The organism is Streptomyces phyllanthi (genome assembly GCF_009377205.1).
Lineage (GTDB): Bacteria > Actinomycetota > Actinomycetes > Streptomycetales > Streptomycetaceae > Streptomyces > Streptomyces phyllanthi.
Genome location: NZ_VJZE01000008.1, coordinates 24,799 through 46,727 on the forward strand (window position 1 = coordinate 24,799; position 21,929 = coordinate 46,727).

The 21,929-nt window shown below is 68.6% G+C and carries 14 protein-coding genes and 6 pseudogenes; 10 read left to right on the forward strand and 10 right to left on the reverse strand.

From position 1 onward, the window contains the following. Positions 1-33: 33 nt before the first annotated feature. Positions 34-761 (forward strand): annotated as a pseudogene (locus FNH04_RS02715) (IS6 family transposase). A gap of 183 nt (positions 762-944) precedes the next feature. Here FNH04_RS02715 and FNH04_RS02720 read toward each other — a convergent pair. From FNH04_RS02720 to FNH04_RS02730, 3 genes are all read right to left on the reverse strand, one after another. Continuing rightward, positions 945-1,589: a hypothetical protein gene (locus tag FNH04_RS02720; RefSeq protein ID WP_152779933.1), complete on the reverse strand. Its 645-nt coding sequence runs from the start codon at positions 1,587-1,589 to the stop codon at positions 945-947. A gap of 10 nt (positions 1,590-1,599) precedes the next feature. Beyond that, complete coding sequence (locus FNH04_RS02725) at positions 1,600-5,946, reverse strand: hypothetical protein (protein WP_152779935.1); 4,347 nt, start codon at positions 5,944-5,946, stop codon at positions 1,600-1,602. A 730-nt stretch (positions 5,947-6,676) separates the two neighbouring features. Beyond that, on the reverse strand, positions 6,677-8,149 hold the full coding sequence (locus FNH04_RS02730; RefSeq protein WP_322722521.1) for an FG-GAP repeat protein: 1,473 nt from the start codon (positions 8,147-8,149) through the stop codon (positions 6,677-6,679). 188 nt (positions 8,150-8,337) lie between these two features. Between FNH04_RS02730 and FNH04_RS02735 the strand changes: the two genes are divergently transcribed. After that, positions 8,338-9,519: a hypothetical protein gene (locus FNH04_RS02735; protein ID WP_152779937.1), complete on the forward strand. Its 1,182-nt coding sequence runs from the start codon at positions 8,338-8,340 to the stop codon at positions 9,517-9,519. 15 nt (positions 9,520-9,534) lie between these two features. Further along, on the forward strand, positions 9,535-10,500 hold the full coding sequence (locus FNH04_RS02740) for a hypothetical protein (protein WP_152779939.1): 966 nt from the start codon (positions 9,535-9,537) through the stop codon (positions 10,498-10,500). An 89-nt stretch (positions 10,501-10,589) separates the two neighbouring features. Here the strand turns inward: FNH04_RS02740 and FNH04_RS48860 are convergent, their stop codons facing one another. After that, the gene (locus FNH04_RS48860; protein WP_322722522.1) at positions 10,590-10,943 is read right to left on the reverse strand and encodes a pentapeptide repeat-containing protein; all 354 of its coding nucleotides are present in this window, start codon (positions 10,941-10,943) and stop codon (positions 10,590-10,592) included. Positions 10,944-10,957: 14 nt separating this feature from the next. Here FNH04_RS48860 and FNH04_RS02750 point away from each other — a divergent pair. The 3 pseudogenes from FNH04_RS02750 to FNH04_RS02760 form a co-directional block, all read left to right on the forward strand. Beyond that, positions 10,958-11,606 (forward strand): annotated as a pseudogene (locus FNH04_RS02750) (phosphotransferase family protein); the annotation flags it as partial. Beyond that, positions 11,606-12,769: pseudogene (locus tag FNH04_RS02755) on the forward strand (ISNCY family transposase); the annotation flags it as partial. The pseudogenes FNH04_RS02750 and FNH04_RS02755, both read left to right, overlap by 1 nt. Positions 12,770-13,094: 325 nt before the next feature. After that, positions 13,095-13,394: pseudogene (locus FNH04_RS02760) on the forward strand (transposase); the annotation flags it as partial. A 69-nt stretch (positions 13,395-13,463) separates the two neighbouring features. On the opposite strand, the gene FNH04_RS02765 reads toward FNH04_RS02760, so the two are convergent. Next, positions 13,464-14,444: an ArsR/SmtB family transcription factor gene (locus tag FNH04_RS02765; RefSeq protein WP_322722523.1), complete on the reverse strand. Its 981-nt coding sequence runs from the start codon at positions 14,442-14,444 to the stop codon at positions 13,464-13,466. An 89-nt stretch (positions 14,445-14,533) separates the two neighbouring features. On the opposite strand from FNH04_RS02765, the gene FNH04_RS02770 reads away from it, so the two are divergent. Together FNH04_RS02770 and FNH04_RS02775 are read left to right on the forward strand one after the other, a co-directional pair. Continuing rightward, on the forward strand, positions 14,534-15,850 hold the full coding sequence (locus tag FNH04_RS02770; protein ID WP_152779943.1) for an MFS transporter: 1,317 nt from the start codon (positions 14,534-14,536) through the stop codon (positions 15,848-15,850). A 170-nt stretch (positions 15,851-16,020) separates the two neighbouring features. Further along, positions 16,021-16,605 (forward strand): DinB family protein, encoded by a 585-nt coding sequence (locus FNH04_RS02775; RefSeq protein ID WP_152779945.1) that lies wholly within the window; start codon positions 16,021-16,023, stop codon positions 16,603-16,605. A gap of 100 nt (positions 16,606-16,705) precedes the next feature. Here the strand turns inward: FNH04_RS02775 and FNH04_RS02780 are convergent. The 5 genes and pseudogenes from FNH04_RS02780 to FNH04_RS02795 form a co-directional block, all read right to left on the reverse strand. Continuing rightward, a pseudogene (locus FNH04_RS02780) lies at positions 16,706-17,011 on the reverse strand (Tn3 family transposase); the annotation flags it as partial. A 78-nt stretch (positions 17,012-17,089) separates the two neighbouring features. After that, a complete protein-coding gene (locus tag FNH04_RS47270) occupies positions 17,090-17,431 on the reverse strand; it encodes a transposase family protein (RefSeq protein ID WP_228031009.1) in 342 nt (113 codons plus the stop codon). Between the two features lie 470 nt (positions 17,432-17,901). After that, positions 17,902-19,371 (reverse strand): amino acid permease, encoded by a 1,470-nt coding sequence (locus FNH04_RS02785; protein WP_152779947.1) that lies wholly within the window; start codon positions 19,369-19,371, stop codon positions 17,902-17,904. Between the two features lie 381 nt (positions 19,372-19,752). After that, positions 19,753-19,995, reverse strand: a complete 243-nt coding sequence (locus FNH04_RS02790) for a hypothetical protein (RefSeq protein WP_152779949.1) — start codon at positions 19,993-19,995, stop codon at positions 19,753-19,755. Continuing rightward, the gene (locus FNH04_RS02795) at positions 19,973-20,431 is read right to left on the reverse strand and encodes an alpha/beta fold hydrolase (protein ID WP_386576332.1); all 459 of its coding nucleotides are present in this window, start codon (positions 20,429-20,431) and stop codon (positions 19,973-19,975) included. Before FNH04_RS02795 ends, FNH04_RS02790 begins: the two co-directional genes overlap by 23 nt. Before the next feature lie 27 nt (positions 20,432-20,458). Here FNH04_RS02795 and FNH04_RS02800 point away from each other — a divergent pair. After that, a pseudogene (locus FNH04_RS02800) lies at positions 20,459-21,429 on the forward strand (transposase); the annotation flags it as partial. A gap of 56 nt (positions 21,430-21,485) precedes the next feature. Then, on the forward strand, positions 21,486-21,749 hold the full coding sequence (locus FNH04_RS02805) for a hypothetical protein (protein WP_152779951.1): 264 nt from the start codon (positions 21,486-21,488) through the stop codon (positions 21,747-21,749). Positions 21,750-21,929: the final 180 nt, after the last annotated feature.

Below are 21,929 nucleotides of genomic sequence, written 5' to 3' on the forward strand. Positions count from 1 at the left end.
CTTCTGGTTGATCATGCCGGAGAGGGAAGGTCTATGGGGGACGCGTCGCCGTCGTACAAGGGGCACCGGCACCCGGTCGAGGTCATCTCCCGCTGTGTGTGGCTGTACCACCGCTTCCCGCTGTCGTTCCGCGGGCTCGAGGAGCTGATGCTCGAGCGCGGTGTGATCGTCTTCTACGAGACCGTCCGGCGGTGGTGTCTGAAGTTCGGGCAGGCCTACGCGAACGCGCTGCGCCGCCGAGAGCCTGGGCCCGGCGACAAGTGGCACCTGGACGAGGTCTTCAGCTAGATCAACGGTGAGCGGAAGTACCTGTGGCGGGCCATGGACCAGGACGGGACAACGGGACGGTGCTGGACATCCTCGTGCAGGACCGCCGGGACACCGCCGCGGCCAGGCGCTTCTTCCGCTGCCTTCTCAGGAAGACCGGCGTGGTGCCGCAGGTGATCGTCACGGACAGGCTCCGCTCCTACGGCGCGGCCCACCACGAGGTCATGCCCTCCGTCGAGCACCGGCAGTCGAAGTACCTGAACAACCGGGCGGAGAACAGTCATCAGCCCACCCGCCAGCGCGAACGAGCGATGAAGGGCTTCCGCAGTGTCGGTGGAGCCCAGCGGTTCCTGTCCGCGTTCAGCGGGATCTCACCCCGCTTCAGACCCTGCCGCCATCGCTTGTCCGCCCCGGGCCACCGCACCGAGATGATCATCCGCTTGGTGATCTGGGACCAGATCACGGGCGCCGCCAGCCAGCTCACCGCAGCCTGAGTCAAGGCTGACGCCCGGGCCAGCCACACTCTGTCACCCCGTCAGGCACCCACGCCCAACAACGTGACAACGCCCCCCATGGCACCTGCACAACACCACAGCGAGCAGCGCCCTCGCTTTCAGCATGGCGCCGATTATGAGGAGCGCGAGACATCTCCGCGACCGCACGCGACGATCTGCAAACTATGCTGACGCGTCCTGGAAAGCCTCCAGACGTTCAACCAGGGCTCTGACGTCTTCCACCTCGTCCTCGTCGACAGTGTCGTATTCTCCCTTGCCCTCCCAGTTCTCGAGTTCCTCCTCGAGCTCATGCAGATACCCTGCGTGGTGCGCACGCAGCACGGCAAGAAGAGAATCGCCACGTCGCGCCACTTCGTCGCGGCTGGTGGTTTCCCGGCGTGCGCCGAAGATCATCGGTCGGCCCGCCGCCAGTTCGGTCAGGCGGTAGCACAGCACCACGCCGTGGTCCTCGGTGTCGATGCCGGGGCGGACGAGGTACAGCAGCGGCAGCAGATCGGAATCCATGTCATGGAACCGCCGCTCCATCGGCTCGAGGGTGTCGGCTCGGGCGGCGGGGCCACCTCGGTCGAGTGGCACGGCCATTTGCCATGGCTGGTTGGTCCACATCGCGAGCAGGTCGGTTCCGTATGGGTCGGCGTCCGCGATCACGAAGAACTCTCTAGGAAAACCGACTCCGTAGCATTCGTGCAGGACGTGCTCCGCGGGCAGGCCGTTCTCATACAGTGCTCGTGCGAGACGGGCCATCGGGGCGTACTCGCGGCTCGCCGCCTCGGCTCGTAGTCGTTCGAGCTCCTCGTCATCGACCAACCGTCACTCCCTATTCGGTGCCCTGTCCTGGCCCCTGACGCTCGGCCTGCCGCAGCGCGCGGCCCAGTTTGCGCCAGGTCGACCTGAGCTTCCTCGACGTCAGCGCGAAGATGATGTCATGCGCGAGCTCGTGCGCCAACGTCACGGACTTCTCGAAATCCTTGTTCCGCTGGGCCAGGGTCGACCCGCTCAACTCATTGACCGCATTGGCCAGGTCGTGGAGAATCTGCCGGATCCGGGGATCCCGCGCGGTCATTCCCGGGTTCTCCGTCATCAGTATGATGACTCTTTCGACATGACGAAATATCTCGGTCTGTATAAGTCCCTTCCCTCTCTTCCTGATCTTGGGATCCTTCATGAACAGAGCTTCCGCGAGGTTTTGCGCGCTCGCCGTCGTCTGGGACTGCAGGAAAAGCCCGTACGCCGGTTTACCCCTCCGCTTGACGGCGTTGATGACGTCCTGCGCACTTCGGATGAGGCGGCGCGCGGGACTCCCCGGCTTCGGATCGGTGCTGACGGAAGCCTGCGGATCGTAGATCACCGAGAAGTCGCCGCGGAACAGCGCCTTTAGCCACTTCCGGAAGTTGTGCCCCTCGGACGGGCCGATCCCGAAGGGAAGCACTTCTCGGGCCGTGTCGCTGGCCTGTTCGTCCAACCTGCGGAAGACATCGAGTACCTCCGCCTCCCACACCTTCACCAGCGTGCTGGGCTCCGAGGGATACAGCACGTCGGGATGGCGCTTGCCGATCGCGAACCGGATCGCACGGTCGATCCTGTTCGACAGTATCGTCAGCTGAACGGTGAGCGACTCGGTTTTCGCCCTCTTCCAGTCGAACCGTTCGAAGTCATAGCCGCCGATGACCATCATCGGGTCGCTCTTGACATCGTTGAGGATGTTTTCGTACGCGGCGAGCACACCGGGGCCGCCGGGCGCTGAGACAGTACTGTCCGGATCCTGGAGCAGAACGTAGACCCTCTTATTGACCTCGCTGAGATAGCCCTTTGCGTCGCGGGTGTAGGGGGAGTTGAACACCTTGCCCCGGAGGAGACCAAAGGGCACATTCTGGCCGCGCATCTGCGCTCTCTCCTTGGTGAGAGCGGCTTCCTTGCCCGCCTTGTCCAGGCCCCGGAACCTCGCGCGCACCATCTCGATCGGCACCGCCCTCTTGCGGTTTCCGGAGGTGTCCATCCACCTGGGGGTCCACGTGAACCCGAACACGGCCATGAGCAGGTCATGTGGGCGATCGACCGCGTTGATGGCGACGATGACCGACTGCTTTCCGCGCTCCTTGTCGCTCGTATCCAGCCCTTCCGCGGCGTTGACGCCGATGATGACGGCGGTTCTGATCGCCGCCACCGGCTTCTCCGTCTTCGACGATGCCCAGGCGTCGGTGAGATATCGAGCGGCGACCTTGGGGTTGTTCGTTATTTCCTTGGGGATCGCGATCATGTTGACGATGAAGGCCGCCCGGTGCGGTTCTTCGGTGACGTTCTGGACCGCGCGCAGGGTGCTGTGTGCGTGGTCGACGTCCACGAGATCGATCGAATCCCGTGCTTTGCCGAGCTCGTAGGGGAAGGTCAGGTTCGCCTTGTCGGACTCGCCGTCCGGGTTGATGGACAGCTTGATGACGTGGAGTTCCCCGGTCTCCACCAGGCGTATCGACTTCAGGCGGTGTCGGCGCTTGATGCGCGGGAGGCCCTTGCGCACGGACTTGACGGTGGCGCCCTCCGCGTCGATGAGCCGGTTCGCGTCGCGGATGGCAGCGTCCAGGGCGCGCCGTTTGTCCTTGTCCGTGCGGCGGTCCTTGCGTCGGCGGTCCTTCGGGCGGTCCGACTTCTTCGGCTTGCGCGGTCGCTTCGGTTTGACCGGTTTGCGCGGCTTTCTCGGCCTCGCCGGCTTGTCGCGGTCGCGTGGTCGCGTGGGCTTCTTGGGTTTCTTCGGTTTGGGCTTGATTTTGCTCCACAGCTTCTTGAGCAGGCCGGTGATCTTGTCGATGACCCAGTTGATGGCTCGGTTCACCGGGCGGGAGATCTCCTGGAAGATCTGTTTGACCTTGCCGGCGATCCCGCCGATGCCGAGGATCGCGGCCAGTGCCCCGATGAGGACCGGGATCGACCGGGCGAGTGCGCGTTCGACCAGGGCTGGGACGCCGCCGGTGCCACCGCGGGCGATGGCGATCACGGCGTCGAGGACGGTGTTGACGAACTCGATGATCTGCCGACCCTGGGTGACGATGAACCGGACGATGTCGATGATCATCTTGCAGGCGCGGATGAACGCCGATGCCGGGTTGAACAGTGACACGATCCACGTCACGCCCGCGATGATGATCGTCGGCAGCAGGTAGGACCCCAGTTTGCTGATCAGGTCCTTCTTCAGGTCCCCGACACGCGATTTCAGGTCCGACCACAGGCCGGCGACGCCGCGCTTCCTGGCCTCCACCACGATCGGGATCGCGTCCTTGCCGGTTTCCGCCGCCGCCATCGCCTTCGGGTTGACCTTGCGGGCCAGGCGTGCGCGGATGTTCGGCCACGACAATCCGAGCAGGCCGGCGATCATCACCAGGATGCCGAGGACGTCGAAGGTCGTCGGCAGCCGTAGGCCCGCTGTCACGCCGGAGCCGAGCAGCCAGGCCAGCACGCCCTGTTGGAGGTGGCGGCCGGCATTCTTCATGAACAGCTTGAGCCCGCCGCCGACGCCGGAGATGAGCCGGCCGAGGAAGCCGACTGGGTCCTTGAGGATCAGACCGACCGCCGAGGCCGCCTTGCGCAGCACGCCCATCAGCATGCGGCCGAGCTCTCTGATGGTGTTGATGACGCCGCCGATGGCGTCGGCGGCCTTGGAGACCAGGCCCTTGTTCTTCTCCTTCTCCGCCGCGATCTCGGCGTCGACCGCTTTGACCGCGTCGGTGTACTTGGTGGCCAGGGTGTCGACGAGTTCGGTGCCCTTGTCGTTGACCGTGTCCGCCAGCTCGTCGAACTTGTCCTCGAAGTCCGCCGCCGCTTCCTTGCCGATGGCGCGGAGGTCCTTGGGCAGGGTGTCGACCGCGTGCTTGAGGTCCTTGCGACCCTTGGCGATGCGGTCCTTGGAGCGGCGCAGCTCGTGTTCGACGGTGTCGGCGATGTCGGAGATGACCTGGCGCATCGCGGTCAGGTAGTTGTCCCGGGCGCGTTCGTAGATCCGGTTGGCCTCCTCCGGGAGGTCGGCGAACAGGTCCTTTACCCAGCGGGCCTTGCCTCCCCAACCGGAGTAGCGGCGGGCCTTGTACTCGTCCATGCCCCGGGTGTGCTCGTCGGTGAACCGGTCCCTCGCCCGCTTCTCGCCGCTGGTGAACTGGTCGTCGACCTTCTTGTCCAGGTCGGACAGGATTTTCTCGACGTCGCACTTGGTGTCGTCGAACACCTTCTGCAGCAGGGCGGTGACCTTCGTGCGCTTGTCCTCGTCGCGGCCCTTGGTGCCCTGCTTGCCGACAGAGACCTGCCGGCCGGTGACGACCCGGGTGGCGTGTATGGCCCCCATCGCGGCCGCGCCCCGGGTCGCCGCCGTGGCCTTGACCTTCTTCAACTCGGCCGCCTCGCCCGCGCGCAGCTCCTGCGGGGCGGCCGCCGAGTGGGCCTCCATCGCCTTCTTGTCCCGCACCGCCTTGTCGAAACTCGGCTCACGCGCGTTCTTCATCGACAGCTGCTGCTCGGTGACCTGCGCTGATGCCATCTGCTGGTTGACCTGGTCCGGACCCGCGGACATGTCCGTCGCCGAGGCCGGCAACACGTCCGGGGCGGCCTGATTCGGGTTCGGGGCACCCGGCTTGCCCGGCACCTTGTCCGCCGCCAGCGGCACCACCTGTTTGGCGTCCGGGGCCGACTGCGGCGTGGCGGCGGTGGTGTCGGCGATCTCCCGGGCCGCGGCGTCCTTGCCCTCACCGACCTTGCCCTGGACCTCGGTCTTGACTTCCTCGGCCTTGCCCGACTCCCCGAAGCTGTCCGCCTCGTCCAGGTTCTTCGGGGCCCGGTCCCTGATGGCCTTCTCGACCGCGGCGATGAACGACCTCTTGTCGAACTCCTTGGGCTGGGCGGCGTCCATGTCCTCGGCGTGCGCCGCCTTGCCGCGGGCCTCCTGGTCGTCGGCCGGTGGCACCGCGGCGCCCTGTGCGGCACCGGCTTCCGCGGCCGGGGGCGGGTGGCTCGACGCCACACGCTGCTTCTTGGCCGCGACGTCCTTCTTCAAAGCCTGGAACTTCGGATCGGCACCCGGTGACCTCGGACCCGCTGCTTCCTTCTTCTTTGCGCCCTCGTCGGGAGGACGGTCCTCGGTGCCTTTCGCGTCCTTCTTGTCGGAGGCGGGTACGGGCGGGGCCATCGCCTTCCGGACAGGCTTCGGCTCCGGCCTTTTCCCCGGCTCGGGCTTCTTCGCCGACTGCCGCTGTGCCGGGAGCTGTTGCTGTGCTGAGGTGGGTTGCTGAGCAGTGGGCAACGCACCCGCCTGAGCCGCGACGGCCTGGTTCCCGACCAGGTCCTGCCCGGCCAGCATCATCTGCCCGGCCCATCCGGACCGACCGGGCCCGGTACCCGGTGGCGAGCCACCCATCGCAGCGGTCACCGCCGCGTTGCCGACCACCGCTCCAGCCCGAACGACAGCCGATGGGCCCGGTTCCATCGCCGAGCCCGACGCACGCGCGGCGGGCACACGCAGGTCCGACACCTCTGGCCCCGTCCGCACGCGCGCATCACGCACCGGCGACACCGCCGGTGTCGCCGGGCGCGACGAGCGGACCTTGATGGGCACAGGCATGGTTGCCGCAGGATCGCACCCGTGACGTCGCGGCAGCGCCTTGGCGACGTCACGGGTACGTCACCGGTGGAGCCGACGCGCCCGCTCCTCCGAGCGCGTTCCGGGTCGGGTCCCGGCGGTGATCAGCCCCTGCCTCACCGAGGACTGCGGCGCTGCTCGCCCGGCAGCAACTGGCCGTCCCGGTGGCGAAGAACAGCCACATCCGCTGTGTGTGGGGGCGGGCTCAACGCCTGTAGGGCGCGCTCAGCGGCTACTCAGCGGCTACTCAGCGGCTACTCAGCGGCTACTCAGCGGCTGCTCAGCGGCTGCTCAGCGGCTTGCCGTAATGCTGAGCCGTGGACAGGTACGGAAGACCGAGCGTGCGGGGCGAGAAGGCCGCCGAGCCGTCGGCCGAGCCGCTGGGGAGAAGCCATACGGCGCCCAGGGAGGCGTTCTCGCCAGGGGATCCGACCGTGACATCCGGTACGCCGTCGGCATTGCAGTCGCCCGTGGCGAGGGCCGCTCCGAAGGCGTCGCCCGCCTCGGCGACGCCCGGGACGCCGGGCGTGGCCTGGTTCCAGGAGACGGACGTGGCAGCGCCGTTGGCATCGAGCAGGCCCTGAGCGCCGCCGTGGAGCAGCCAGGCGGCGCCCGCCCCCGCTCTGCTTCCGATGGCCTCGCCGGGAGCGCCCGCGATCAGGTCGTCGCGGCCGTCGCGGTTGACGTCGGCGACGGCGAGGGCGGCGCCGAAGCGGTCGTCGGCCTCGGCGACGCCCGGGACGCCCGTCGTGTCCTGGTTGAGGGTTTGGGCGCGGCTGCCGAACGAGCCGCCCGCTGGGCTTTGGTAGTGGATATGGATGCCGCCCCCCTTGGCGAGTTCTTCGGGGCCGCACGGGTCGTCGATGTTCTCGTCGGCGATCTCACGGCATTCGCCGAGCGCCAGGTCGTCGTGGCCGTCGCCGTCGAAGTCGCCGGCGGCCAGGGCGGTCACGCCGGCGTTGTCCGTGTTCCAGAAGTTGGCCATCGCGGACCGGTCGGCGTCCCACTTCCACAGGCGCACGTGGGACTGCGTGTTGGGGGCGCCCGCGGTCCAGTACGCCACGGCCAGGTCCGCCGTGCCGTCGCTGTCGAAGTCGCCGGTGACCAGGACGGGGGCGCGGCCGCCCATGGGGGCGGCGACGACGGTGGTGACCATGCTGTCTTCGCCTTGGATGACACGGGCGACGACCTTGTCCGTGCCGCCGATGACGATCTCCTTGTTGCCGTCGATGCCGCCGGTCAGGTCGGCTGCCGCGACCGATTTGCCGTACGCAGCCGACGGCGACGGCCCGGTGAGGACCGTCGACCCCGGTCCCGGCCCGTCCTGCGAGCCGCCTACGGCGATGACCATGCCCGCGTCCGTACCGCGGTCGATGACGTCCTCGCCGGGGACACCGGCGAGCAACTCCGCGATGCCGTCGCCGTTGAGGTCCGTCAGGGCCACGGATGCGCCGAAGCGGTCGCCCGCCTCCGGGGTGCCGGGAACCTCGGGAGTGGTCTGGGTGACACGGATGCTTCCATGGGCGCCGACGCCCTTCGGGCCGCCCCAGACGATGTTCACGTACCCGGCCTTGGTCTGACCGCCGACGGTCCCGTCCGGGACGCCGACGGCGAGGTCCGCGTAGCCGTCGCCGTTGAAGTCGCTCGTTGTGGTGCGGGATGTGGCAGCGGTGGCGCCGGACGGGAGTACGAACCCGGCGGTGGCCGCGGCGACTGCGATGGCGTACGTCAGGATGCGGCGGTTGTGTGGCACGGAGGCCCCCACTCGGTCGACGGGGTGCGGGACACCTGGTGTGACCGCCGAAGGGCGGGGCTGGTTGTACGGAGTTCACCAGTGTTTGGCGCAGGCCCCTGACCACCCTCGAGACCGACCCGATTTTCCAGGACGTCAGCGTCACGTTTCTGTCCGACAGAGCTCACGACACCGAGGCGACCAGCGCGATGTTCCGGCGGCTCAGTTCCGGGCACAAGATTTTTCTACTGGCCATCGCCAAGCTGGTCCAGGTCGTCACGGAACGGTGCGACGCCCCGCGCCGCTATGTTGGTCCCCTGATCGCCGGCCCGGTGGCGCCGACGCCGACGCTGGGGGGAGCGATGGCCGTCCTTCTCTACTATCCGCTGGTGAACCCGCCACAGGAGATCCTGCATCAGTCGCTCCTGTACTGGGACGGGATCGCGTCCGTCGTGCCGAAGGCCCCCGAGGTCTACGAGGCCGTCCTGGCGCCGGAGCTGGCGGAGCTCAAGGACCGGCAGCTGTATACGCCCGTGGCGCTCTGGGACGAAGCCCTCGAACCGTTCGAGGCGCCCCGGCACAACCCGGTCTTCGTCCGGGCGAGTTCGGCGTCCATGGTGCTGTGCGAGGAGCTGCGGCGGATGGCGGACCGCCCGCGTCCGCCGCGTGTCTGCGATCCGCCCGACAGCTTCCTCTACGTCTCCAAGGTCAGCGCCTGGCTGCTGGACGAGCTGCTCTCCCTCGGTCTAGCCGCCCCCTACCCCCGCGAGTTGTGGGCGGTGGCGGTGCCGAAGGAGGTCCAGACACTGATCGTCGGGGTTCTCGCCCGGGAGGTCGTGGGCGAACTCGGTATGGCGTACGACAGGGCCTTCGTGCCGTACACGGACAGCGCGGACGCACACCGGTGGTCGCTGCAATCCCCCTACAACAGCCGGGCGTTGGCCTGGGAGATGGAGCTCGGCCGGCTGCTGCCCGTGCCCGCGCCCGGCACGACGACCGCCCAGGTGCTCCAGTTCCGCGAGCGGTACGCGGATGAGCGGCTGCGCCTGATGCGGGCCGTCCACCGGCTGCTGGGCGAGCTGCGGCGCGACTACGAGCACCCCGCGGATGTCTTCGCCCAGCTGCGGGTGGAGCTCGCGCAGGCGGTCGAGGACTACCGGGCGGCGGCGCGCGGCAGCCGCCTCGCCTGGGTCCACCGGTCGGTGATGGTGGCCATCGCGCTCGCCGCCGCGGCGGGCGGCACCTTGCTGCAGCCCGATCTCGGCTGGCTGCTGGGCACCGTCGGCGGGTACACCCTGAATGTGGCCACCCGGGAGATCCGCCCGCTGACGAAGGCCAGAAAAGGGCATGACTTCAGCTATCTGCACCGGGTCCAGAACAACCTGTCCTGAAGGGAGCTGACCGCAATGCCAAAACAGTACGGGCAGAGCGGCAGGGTCCGGCTGCTCGACGGGCAACCCTGGGACATCGAGATCACCGAACCCGGCGGTCACCGGGAGCCGTACACCACCCAACTGCTGCGCGCGGGCGATCCACGGCAGGGGGGCGTCCGCCGCGTCGACATCGGTCCGTTCACGCCGACGTACGCCGATCTGGACCACACCCTCGGGCTGCTCGGCCTGGTGAGAGGGGGAACGGAGCGCTCCGGCACCCTCGAAGCGGGCAAGGTGCTGGAGCTGTTCCGATGGCACCACGGGCCGCGCGACGACCCGGCGGCCAAGCGGGCCGCCGTGCGGCTGGCCCTGTCCCGCGGCGTCGAGAGCCTCACCGTGACGCTGCCGGTCGCCGAGGCCGGGCGGCTGCGGACGGCCCTCCTGGACGAGATCGCCAGGGAAGGCGACTCCTTCCGCGCCGAGGAACTCGTGGAATTGGCGGCCGCACTCGACGAGGCGGACGGGGTACGCGTCCTCCTGTCCGTCCTGCAGGCGACCGATCTGCCCGGCGAGCTGAGGCGCGGACGGTACTCCGCACCGGACCAGGAGGTCAGCCCCGAACTCGACCGGCTGGCCGCACTGATCGAGCAGAGCCGTTTCAGCTCCGGCCCCTGGCAATCCCTGCGGCAGACCCTGCAGGACACCCTGCGCGCGGCCCTCGCCCACCCGGGCGCTCAAGGCCTGGCGGCGCGCGACGAACTCCTTGAACTCCTCGCGCGCTTCGCCTGGGCACACCGCGGCGCGACGCGAGCGGACGACACCGAGCAGCAGCGCCTCCAGGCCGAGCGATCCCCCGTGCCCGAAGCCGCCTCGCCGGCCCGGCCCGTACCTGATCGGCCCTTACTCGATCAGGCCGTACGTGATCGGCCCGCCCTGGACGAGGCGGTGGTCGCGCCCGTGCGGCGGGCCCGCCGCCGATGGCCCTTCACGCGACGCTGAGAACCCGTCCTCGCAGCTTCTCCGCGATCTGCCCGTACCGATCGACGCTGACGTCAGCTCTCCGCAGAGCAGAGATCCAAAGATGGTTCTTATCCGTGAGCTTCGGCGGCCTTCTTTTCGTTCTCGGCGATTCGCGCCTTGACGGCTGGGTCTCTGGCCAGGTCAGAGGGAAGCTTGGTAGTCGAGAAGACCAGAGCGGAAGCCACCTGGCTCGCTTGCAGGCCTTTCGTACGACGTAGGTCCGCGCCGCCCAGGTTCGCGCGTTGCAGGTCCGCGCCGCCCAGGTTCGCGCCGCCCAGGTTTGCTCCGCCCAGGTTCGCGCCGCCCAGGTTTGCTCCGCCCAGGTTCGCGCCCGTCAGGTCCGCGAAGGTCAGGGCCACCGGTTTTTCGCTGGGCAGGCGGCGCTGGAGTTCGATGCCGGGCAGGTACGCGATCTTCCGCAACGCGGGGCTTGCCGCCCGGGCTGCTGGCCCGAGAGGCAGTCGTCCTGACCCTGCTCGCCGGGCAGGAAGGCATTCCCGTGCCCGGCCTCGTCGCCGTGGACGCCACTGCCGAACACTGCGACCACCCGACCCTGTTGATGTCCGCGCTGCCGGGCCGCGTCCGCGTGGACGCGGACGACCTCGACCGGCCCCTGGACCTGCTTGCGGCCCAGCTCGTCCGCGCCCACGGCGTCATACCGGACGAAAGACCGCGCACCTACCAGGCGTGGACGTCCCCGGGGCGCGTACGGACCCCGGACGGGCCCCTGTGGGAGCGGGCCGTGGACGTGATCCGCCGCGACCCGCCGCCGTACGAAAGCCGCTTTCTGCACCGCGACTTCCACCCCGGGAACGTGCTTTTCACGGAAACGGGGTCCGAGCTGCGGATCACCGGTGTCGTGGACCGGGTCGAGACTTCATGGGGACCCGCCGACCTGGACGTGGCACACTGCTCGACCGCGCTCACGCTGCTGCACGGGTCGGCGTACGGGCTGGACTTCCGCGAGCGGTACGAGGCACACGGCGGCCGCGACCTCGCCGACGACCCCGACCACCTGTAACTGGCGGTTGCTCGACGCCCTGCACTACTGCCCCGACGCGGCGAAGCCGGCCGGGCCGTGGCGCACCGCTACCAGCTCGGTTACGAGACCCTGTGCCGCGAGGTCGCGGACTCGTTGAGCTGGCGCCGGTTCTGCCGTATCCCGCTGGCCGCCCCGGTGCCGCACCCGACCACGCTGATCAAGCTGGTGCGCCGCAGCGGACCGCAGGTGGTGGACGAGCTGAACGCCGCCCTGCTGGGCAAGCTGGTCGAGGACAAACTGCTGCGGTGCCGCAAGCTGCGCATCGACACGACCGTGATGGAAGCCGACATCGACCACCCCACGGACGCCGACCTGCTCGAACACGGGGTACGCAAGCTGGGCCAGCTGGTGGTGCGGATCAAGGCGTCCGGGGCAGCCAGGCGCACCCGCTTCCGTGATCGCAGCCGGTCAGCGGGGCGCCGTTTGAAGGAGATCTCGCGCACGCTGCGGCGGCGCACTGGCCAGGCACTGGGCGAGATCGACCGGCTCACTGGTGAAATCGCCGCCGTGGCCAGCGCGACGTTGCGGGACGCGGCGGCGGTGGAGCGCAATGCCCAGCGCGCGCTGGGCAAGCGGCCTTCGGGACGGCTCGCGCACCTGGTGGGCGAGCTGGCCGAGACGTCGGCGGGCACCCGCCGGCTGCTGGAGCAGACAGCCTTGCGACTGGCGGGCATCCGCACCATCCCCGACCGGCTGATCTCGTTGGCCGACCCTGACGCCCGGCCGATCCGCAAGGGCAAGCCCCAGCACCCCACCCAGTTCGGCTACACCACACTCGTGGCCGAGGACGAACGCGGCTTCATCGTCGACCACCAGGTCCAGCGCGGAAACCCGGCCGATGCGCCGCAACTAATTCCCTCGGTGCAACGCGCCGTGTCCCTGACTGGCCGCCCGCCGGGCACGGTCGTCGCCGACCGCGGCTTCGGCACCGCGGCCAACGATCTGGCCCTGGCCGAACTCGGTGTCCAGCGGATCGGCCTGCAACGAGCCGGGAAGCCGGGAAAGGCACGGCGTGAGTACGAACAAAGCCGCCGATTCCGGCGCATGCGCAACTGGAGAGTCGGTGTCGAGGCCCGTATCAGTCACCTCAAGCGCAGCTTCGGCTTCCGTCGCACCCGCCTGCGTCGCCTGGCCGGCGCCCAGACCTGGGCGGGACTGGGGATCTTCGCCTACAACCTCCAGCGGATGACCGTCCTCAGCCGGTGAGGGGCACACCCCCGACACGGCTGCGGCACAGCGCCGTGCCGCAGTCGACCCCTTGTCACCAGCCCAAACACTTTTTCAGGGGCAAGTAGCTAGCAGCTTGTCGCGCACGGCAGGCCACTCGTCCGCAAGCACGCTGTAGTACAGCGAGTCACGACGCGTGCCGTCCTGGCGCATCATGTGGCTGCGCAACGTCCCTCATACACGAGTCCCAGCCGTGTGAGAGCCTGCTGGGAAGGCACGTTGAGGTTGTCGGTGCGCAGGGCAATCCTGAACAGGCCCAGATCATCGAAGGCGTGCCCGAACAGCAGCAGCTTGGATTCGGCGTGGCAACCGCAACGACGTCACCCAGCGCCTGCCCCTGATCCACGCCGTACCGCCCATCCGCGGCAAGCGCGGACGATCCCGTCAGCGCCCCGACGTCCTCTACGCCGACCGCGGTTACGACCACAACGCCTACCGCCGCCAGGTCCGTGAGCTGGGCATCCGCCCGTCCATCGCCCAGCGCGGCACCGAGCATGGAAGCGGCCTGGGCAAGAACCGCTGGGTCGTCGAAGCGGCCTTCGCACTTCTGCGCTGGTTTTGCCGACTGCGTATCCGCTGGGAAATCCGCGCCGACATCCACTAGGCCTTCCTCACCCTCGGCTGCGCAATCATCTGCTGGCGGTGACTCAAAAAGCAGTGCTGATATGAGCCCTCAGCCCGAACCGGCGACCAGCGCCTCGCCGAGCGGGGTGCGCCGGTAGAGCACCGACCGTCCGGATCGAGCACGGACGAGCAGCCCCGCGCCTCGCAGGATGGCGAGGTGGTCTCCCACCGCGCCGGGTGCCATGGCGAGGCTTCGGGCGAGGTGGCTGGTACTCGCCGGGGCGTCCAGCGCCAACAGCAGCCGGGCTCGGGACCGGCCGACCAGAGCGGTCAGCGCGTCCGGCCGGGGGACGCTCTCCTGTTCGCCCCACAGGGCGGCGGTGCCGCGGGCACGATAGATCAAGGTCCTGGGCCAGGGGTCTTCCAGGTGGGCGGCGATATTCGCGATGAAGACCGAAGGGATCAGCAGGAGCCCGTCGCCGGCGAGGCGGACCGTTCCGACTTGAGGAAAGTGGCCGAGCTCGATACCGCCGGCTTGCCAGGCGATGCTCGGGTGCAGGCTCTCGATGGTCGTGACCCAGCCGTGTTCGCCGATCACACCCACCCGGTGCACGACATCGCGCTCACAGATTGCGCGCAGTTGCGACCAGTCCGTGGCGAGCAGCTCGTGCCAGGCCTGGTCCATCGCCTCGGCGATCCTGGCGACGACGTCCGTCGAGTCCAGCACTGCGCGTACGCGGGGATCACGGGCCAACGGGCCGGTCGCGTTGGTGGCGATTTCGTGGCGGGCCGCTTCCAGCGGTGTGGCCCGGATCATGGCCAGGTCGTCCGCCCAGGTCTGGTTGAGGCCGCGCGGGGGCGGGGCGACGAAGTTCGGTCCGGATCGCGGGGTGTGCAGGGCGAGGGCGGCGTTCAGTTCGGTCTCGCGGCGAAGCCGTTCAAAGGCCGGCAGGAGCCCGCCGGCCCAGGCTCGCGGCAGCGGCCGGTCCTGTCCGGCGAGCGAGCGCAGCAGGAAGCAGAGGTCCATCGCGGGCGACAGGGCGAAGCGGCTGCGCAGCAGGTCCTCGACGGAGACTTCGAACCGGAGCACCCTGCGATGCTACCGCCGGACGTCTGTTCCGATTCGTCCAGCGACGAATCATTGGTGAGTGGCGTGGGCGCACGGCGAGGCTGCGCGTCATGACCTCAACCGCCGAGCCCGCGCAGGGCAACCACCGTGCCACCTACCGGGAGGTGCTGGCCGAGCCACGGTTCCGGCTGCTCTTCTCGACCCGCACCGTCGCGATCACCGCGGACGCGCTGCGGATCACCACCTTCTCGGTTCTGGTCTTCTCGGCCACCGGCTCCGCGCTGTTGAGCGCACTGGCCTTCGGCATCGGTTTTCTCCCGCAGTTGTTCGGCTCGCTGCTGCTGGGCTCACTGGCCGACCAACTGCCGCCCCGCGCGCTCATCGCCGGCGGCTACGCCTTGGAGTGCGCCGCCGCCCTGCTGCTCGCCCTGGTGCGGATGCCGATCGCGGCAAGCCTTGGTGTCGTGGCGCTGGTCGCCCTTGCCACACCGGTGTTTCACGGCGCGTCGAGTCGGCTGGTCGCGCAGTCACTGGACGGCGACGCCTATGTGCTGGGCCGTTCGCTGAACAACATCGCTGCCTCCGGCGCGCAATTGTTCGGTCTGGCGCTGGGAGGTGCGGTCGTCGCGGTACTCGGCCCGCACCGGGCGCTCGCGGTAAGCGCCGCGCTCTACCTCGGCTGCGCGCTCGCTATCCGCATCCGGCTACCCCGGCTGGAGCCAGGAAAGTTCGGCGGCACACCCGGCAGCGCTCGGGGCGATGGCGGGGCCGTCCGGGCAAGCCTGCACGGTGCCGGCCTGCTGCTGCGCGGACATACGGTGCGACGACTGATGCTGGCCCAGTGGCTACCGCCCGCGTTCGTAGCGGGCGCGGAAGGTCTGATCGTCGCCTACGCGGGAGGACGCCACTTCGCGCCCGGCTGGTACGCGGTGCTGATGGGCTGTCTGCCGGTCGGCATGCTTGTCGGTGACCTGCTGGTGGGTCGACTGCTACGGCCGCCCACCCGGGAGCGACTGGTAGTCCCTTTGATTGCGCTGACGGGACTGCCGTTGGTCGGCTTCGCTGCCGAGCCCGGAGTGGGCGTCTCGTCCTGTCTGCTGCTGCTCTGCGGCTTCGGATTCGCCTACGGTCTCGGCCTGCAACGGCCGTTCCTGGACGCCCTGCCGCAGGATGGCCAAGGCCAGGCCTTCGGTCTGCTCGGCTCCGGCAGCATGACGCTGCAGGGCGTCGGGCCGGTCTGCTTCGGCTCGGTGGCCGCAGGCACCGGAACAGGCGGCGCAATCGCTCTGGCAGGCGGCGCGGCGGCGCTTACCGCCGGCTGGATTCTCACCTGGCACCCGCCCACCTCCCCGATTCCCGTCCCGAACTACTCAACGGGATCAGAGAACGGCACCGAACAGCATGCGTGCAGTTCTCCTGCGCAGTAACAGGTCGGGTCGGCCGCCAGCCGTCACGCACCCCACGCCCACGTCTCTCTGACAGACAGTCAATCCGGTAGCTCATCGCGTCAGGAGCCCTAGGCCTCGGCTCTGCCAGTCGTTGCGGACCATGTACGGGATCTTGAGAACACGAGCAGCTCATGGAAGGCTCATGCTGCATGATCGATGCATTCGCGAAAGACAACCTGCATGGGAGACTGCGGCGGGACCGCAAGGCGCTGCTCTGGAAACTCGACGGCTTGTCCGAATACGACGCCCGCCGACCGTTGACAGCGACCGGGACCAACCTCCTCGGCCTGGTCAAACACGTGGCCGCCGTCGAGGCCAGGTACTTCGGCGAGGTCTTCGACCGCCCTTCCCCGGAACCGCTGCCCCGCTGGCAGGACTACAACGGCAGCGATCTGTGGGCGGCCGAAGACGAGACCCGGGATCAAATCATCGGGTTCTACCAGCGCACGTGGGAACACGCGGACGCGACGATCAACGAGCTTCCCCTCGACGCCCCCGGCCACGTGCCGTGGTGGCCGGAGCCTTGTCCCAACACGAACCTGTTCGCCGTCATGGTCCATGTCCTCGGCGAGATCAACCGGCATGCCGGGCACGCCGATATCCTGCGCGAGGGCCTCGACGGCCGGACCGGGATGCGCCCCGAACACGAGAAGCAGATCGACGAGGAAGCCCGTGCAGCCTACTGCGCGAAGATCGAGCAGGCCGCCAGGTCGGCCGCACCAATCAAGGCTTAGTCAGACATACCGGGCAGCCTGACATCAGCTCCCCTACCGGCACTTGCGATTTTCGAGCACCCCGGCCACCTGATATGCCTGAGTCACCCGATGTGGGCGTTCAGCCCACGCCCTCGTCGTCCTCGTCCAGCTCGGGCGCGTCCGGGTCGCGCAGCGGGCGCAGGGAGCCGGCGGCCAGGGTCGAGGCGGTGAAGCTGTAGCGGCCGAGCAGGCTCAGGTTGCGGTGCTTGAGCGGGGAGAGCCGGGTGATGTCCTCCTCGCGGATCTCGTGGCCCTCGGCCTGGAGCTGGGCGACGGCGGCGTCGATGTAACGGGTCGTCCAGAGCACGATGGCGTTGAGGAGCAGGCCGAGCGAGTCGAGCTGGTCCTCCATGCCATCCCAGTACGCCTGGTGGATGGTGCCGCGGGTCTGCGGCAGCATCACGGTTCCCACGTCTGCTCGGCTTCCGCCATCAGGATTCACCTGACTTGACTTGGTGTAGATCTACCGCAGCCAGCCCGTCAGCCCGGCGCTGGAGCGGCGGTGCCGCTCGGACAGGCCCGGCACCTGCTCGACGAACGTCTTACGGGAGCAGCTCTTCCGGTCGCAGAAGTACCGGCGGACCCGCAGCCGGACTATGACCTGGCGAGATCCCAACGGTCTTTCATCCAGGCCGCGTTGATACGTACTGTGTGTGCGTCTCGCCTGTTTCCGGCAGTCCGGGCACCGGCCCGGGCGAGCGGTGGACACCGCCTCCACCACCAGGACGTCGGAGGAGTCGCTGACGCACTCCCCTCGCACATCGATCCCGGGAAACAGCACAGCTTCGACCGTCTTGCTCGCCATGCCGGGACATACTCTGCCGAAACGATCCCTCGCTCACTTCGTTGACCGGGGGATTCGCGGAATTGCGGCCAGAGCCCCCAACAGGGCCGTACGGCGCAGATAGCCCCCACCGAGTCCTGACCGGAGACCGCCGAGTCGGCGAGAGCGTGGCCCAACCGTGGCCCGCCGCATCCGCATCTCCTGCAGCCTTCCCCTGGAAGTCCACCTGGGTAGCTGCGGAGGGAGGAGTGCCCGACTTGACCCGGGTCATCCGGGAGGTTTCGGCCCGAACCATCCCCTGCTGTCGCCTCGCGAGGAGTCGGCGTAGGACTCGAGGTCGGTGGTACCGAGGGCGTGCGCGATGACCGAGCCGACCGCGGAGCCTCGGCCAGGGTCGACCGCGATGCCGTCATTCTTGTCCCGCCGTCCTTGATGGGATCGGCCCGCACCACCGCGGAAAGCGAAGGTACGGGCCAGGCATCGTTCCGTTACTACCGTCGTGCGGCCGTGTCGTTCCGCCGGTCCTTTGCTGGTCCGGACGCGGACCCGAGGCGCTCCCGGACCAGCGCGATCGCCACGACCAGCGCGGCCACCAGCAGCGACAGCAGCACTGTCGTCCGTCCGCTGCTTTCTCCCTCTGTGTCGGTCAGCATGTAACCGAGGACGAACACGATCAGTGCGGCCGTCGCCCAGGTCAGGTACGGGTACAGCCACATCCGCACGACCAGCTTTTCCGGCGCCTCGCGCTGGATGATCTTCCGCATCCGCAGCTGCGAGAAGCAGATCACCAGCCACACGAACAGGGCGACCGCACCGGAGGAGTTGACCAGGAAGAGGAAGACCGAGTCCGGGTAGGCGTAGTTGAAGAAGACCGCCACGAACCCGAAGACCACGGAGGCGAGAACCGCGGCGAGCGGCGCACCGCGCGAGGTGGTCCGGGCGAACGCATTCGGCGCGTCGCCGCGCTCGCCGAGCGAGAACGCCATACGGGAGGCCGTGTAGAGGCCCGAGTTGAGGCAGGACAGTACCGAGGTCAGCACGATGAAGTTCATGATCTGACCGGCGTGCGCGATGCCGAGGGAGTCCAGGGCGGCGACGTAGGAGCCCTTTTCCGTGACGGAGGGGTCGTTCCACGGCAGCAGGGAGACCACGACGAAGATCGAGCCGAGATAGAAGACGGCGATCCGCCAGATCACGCTGTTGGTGGCCTTGGTGACCGCCTTCTGCGGGTTCTCGGTCTCGCCGGCGGCGAGGGTGACGATCTCGCTGCCCATGAAGGAGAAGACGACCAGCAGCACGCCGGTGAGGACGGCGCCGGGCCCGTTCGGCAGGAAGCCGCCGTGGTCGGTGAGATTGCCCAGCCCGGCCGTATTGCTGTCCACGCCGGGCAGGACGCCGAAGACGGCGAGCCCGCCGACGACGATGAACGCGGCGATCGCGACGACCTTGATGCCGGCGAACCAAAACTCGAACTCGCCGTACGAGCTCACTGACACCAGGTTGGTGGCGGTGAGCACCACCATCACGATCAGGGCCCAGGCCCACTGCGGGACGGCTGGGACCCAGCCCTCCAGGATCACCGCACCGGCGGTCGCCTCGACCGCGAGCACGACGACCCAGAAGAACCAGTAGAGCCAGCCGATCGAGAACCCGGCCCAGCGTCCGAGCGCCCGGTCCGCGTGGGCGGAGAACGACCCGGAGGTGGGGTTGGCAGCGGACATCTCGCCGAGCATCCGCATCACCAGCACCACCATCGTGCCCACCAGGGCGTAGGAGAGCAGGATGCCGGGGCCTGCGGTGGCGATGCCGGAGCTGGACCCGACGAATAGGCCGGCGCCGATGACCCCGCCGATGGCGATCATCGACAGGTGGCGGTTCTTGAGCCCGGCCTGGAGGCCGCCTACAGGGGGAGTCTGTGCGTGGGTGTCGGGCGACACCCTGTTCTCGTTCGTCGTGCTCATGGACATCCTTGAGTAGGGGTTCGAAGACTCGGCGTGCTGACTCGCCCGGCCAGAGCCATGGGGCGGGGAGAGGGGAGCAGTGCGGCTGTGATACCGGATCGCACTGGCTGAGCCCGATCGCGTTGTGGCGGATCAGTGGCGGGAGCGCACCTGCGTGGTCTTGTGGAGGCGGGTGTGCTGCGGATTCCGCACCAGTGGCGATTCTTCGAGAACGCCCGGGGCCAGCCGGAATGTGGGGCTGCCCGGATGTCTCATGGGCAGCAAGGCTAAGGACGGCGTTCGAAATCCGTACATGCTCCACTTTGGACGGTGAACATCCGCTCATTGTCCGCAGTGGAGCTTGCGCGGGAGGTGGAGGCCGCGCGCAGGGCCGCGCGTGGGTCAGCCCGTTACCTGGTCGGCGATGGCGGCCACAGAGCCGGGCATGAGCTGCGGCAGGACGTTCAGGCCCCACTCCCAGCCGTCGAGGCGTACGGAGCGTGCCGCGAGTCTGCGTGCGTGGTCCGGGCTCAGCGACCCTCCGAGGGTGATCAGCGCCGCGGCCTGAGTCGCGCGGTGGGTGAGGGAAAGCGCCAGGTCCTGGGCGCGCTCAGTGTCGCCGTCACCGGCAAGCCGCTCGACCACCGTCCTCGGGCTGCAGGAAGTCACGGGTGGTCGGGACGCTGTGGTCCATGACGCTCTCCAACACCATCGCGCGCACGCGGCGCGGGTAGGTCTCGGCGTACTGCGCCCCGAGCAGCGTGCCGTACGAGCTGCCGTGGAAGGTCAGTTTCCGCTCGCCAAGGGCGGCCCGGAGGGCGTCCAAGTCCCGAACCGTCTGGGCGGTGTCAAGGTGGTTGAACACCGGGCCGGTACGGGCCCGGCAGTCGGCACGGAGCCGCCTGTTGTACGCCACGGTGGCGTCGAAGTCCGCCTGGCGCTTCAGCTCCGGTGACGGCCGCTCAGCAAGCAGGGCGCCGGAGCAGGCCACCGGGTTGCTGCCGCCCACGCCGCGCGGATTGAAGCTGACGATGTCGAACCTGCGGCGAACCTCGGGGCTGAACAGGCTGATACGGCCCACCACCATCTCCACACCCGAGTCGCCCGGGTCTCTCCGTGGCTGCGGCCGGACGCCGCCACCTGCCCGGACCGCTCGTTCTGCCACACCTTCGGCCGCGGCGACGCCAAGCACCAGATGATCCCTGGCTGGCCGTACTCGGTCGTGGCGGCACTGGAGACCGGCCGCACCTCCTGGACCGCCGTGCTGGACGCCATCCGGCTGGCGCCTGGTGCGGACGTTGCCGCTGTCACCACCGCCCAGGTCCGCGATGTCGTCGAACGACTCATCGCCGCCGGTCAGTGGGCCGACGGTGACCCGGACATTCTGGTGGTGCTGGATGCCGGATACGACGCGCCGCGCATCGCTTTCCTGCTCAGGAACCTGCCAGTGGAGGTGCTGGGCCGCATGCGCTCGGACCGGGTGCTGCGCCGCTCGACCCCGCCTCGCGTCTACGACCCAAAGGGCGGCCGGCCGCCCAAGCACGGCGGCGAGTTCGTTCGGCGACCTCGCCACCTGGGGCAATGAGCAGGCCGTGAAGGTTACGGACACCCGTCTGTATGCAAAGCGACAGCGCGGGCCTGGGACCAGTTGCATCCGCGGCTGACCCGACGGGCGGCCTGGCTCGACCTGACGGCCCGCTGCCCATCATCGAGGGCACCGTCATCCGCCTGACCGTCGAACGGCCCTCCGGCGGCGACAACAAGCCCGTCTGGCTGTGGTGGTCCCGCGTCGACTCGCTCCCGGCGGATGTCGAACGCTGCTGGCAGGCGTTCCTGCGCCGCTTCGACCTGGAGCACACGTTTCGCCTGTTCAAGCAGACACTCGGATGGACCAAGCCGCGGCTGCGCAGTCCGGAGGCGGCGGAACGCTGGACGTGGCTGGTGATCGCCGCCCATACCCAGCTCCGCCTCGCCCGGCCCCTGGCGGTCGATCTGCGACGCCCGTGGGAGAAGAAGACTGAGCAGCGCAAGCTCACCCCCGCACGGGTCTGCCGGGGGTTCCGCCACCTCCGAGCGAAGACGCCACGGCGCACAGCCACCTAGTGGACACAGCACCCGCCGAGGACACTGAGGCCATGGTCATCGATGAGACTGCCAAGGTGATGGCCGTCAGGGCCGGAGCGGCACTGGCGGCCATCGTCGCCTCCCCGGTCCTCCTTGTGGCCGGGGCTTACCTGCGCAACCGCTACATGCGCTGGATCTACCGCGATGGCGCACCGGCCCCAATAGACAAGGAACACGGCCAAGTCAGCATCCACTACCTCGCCGTGACCAGCACCATCGTGAACTGGCTCTGCACGCCCTCCCAAGCACTGGTATCGCGCCTTCGACGCAACTGACCACACTGCTGCCCCCGCAGTCGCAGGCCAGGACGTTAAACGACAAGCTCAGAGCCTGTGTCTGATGCTGGCATGCAAATCGTCACTTCGCGGTGGCCGGCCGGGCGGGCGGATTCGTCGTGAATGGTGTCCTTGTCGGCATAGGTGCGGCATGATGACTTACTGTGCGTACACGGGGGT

Excerpts from the sequence above, each read along its gene's own strand:
- FNH04_RS02725 (WP_152779935.1), bottom strand. The coding sequence starts at position 5,946 with ATGGCCCCGCCCGTACCCGCCTCCGACAAGAAGGACGCGAAAGGCACC.
- FNH04_RS02735 (WP_152779937.1), top strand. The coding sequence starts at position 8,338 with ATGTTCCGGCGGCTCAGTTCCGGGCACAAGATTTTTCTACTGGCCATC.
- FNH04_RS02740 (WP_152779939.1), top strand. The coding sequence starts at position 9,535 with ATGCCAAAACAGTACGGGCAGAGCGGCAGGGTCCGGCTGCTCGACGGG.
- FNH04_RS02770 (WP_152779943.1), top strand. The coding sequence starts at position 14,534 with ATGACCTCAACCGCCGAGCCCGCGCAGGGCAACCACCGTGCCACCTAC.
- FNH04_RS02775 (WP_152779945.1), top strand. The coding sequence starts at position 16,021 with ATGATCGATGCATTCGCGAAAGACAACCTGCATGGGAGACTGCGGCGG.
- FNH04_RS47270 (WP_228031009.1), bottom strand. The coding sequence starts at position 17,431 with ATGGCGAGCAAGACGGTCGAAGCTGTGCTGTTTCCCGGGATCGATGTG.
- FNH04_RS02785 (WP_152779947.1), bottom strand. The coding sequence starts at position 19,371 with ATGAGCACGACGAACGAGAACAGGGTGTCGCCCGACACCCACGCACAG.
- FNH04_RS02805 (WP_152779951.1), top strand. The coding sequence starts at position 21,486 with ATGGTCATCGATGAGACTGCCAAGGTGATGGCCGTCAGGGCCGGAGCG.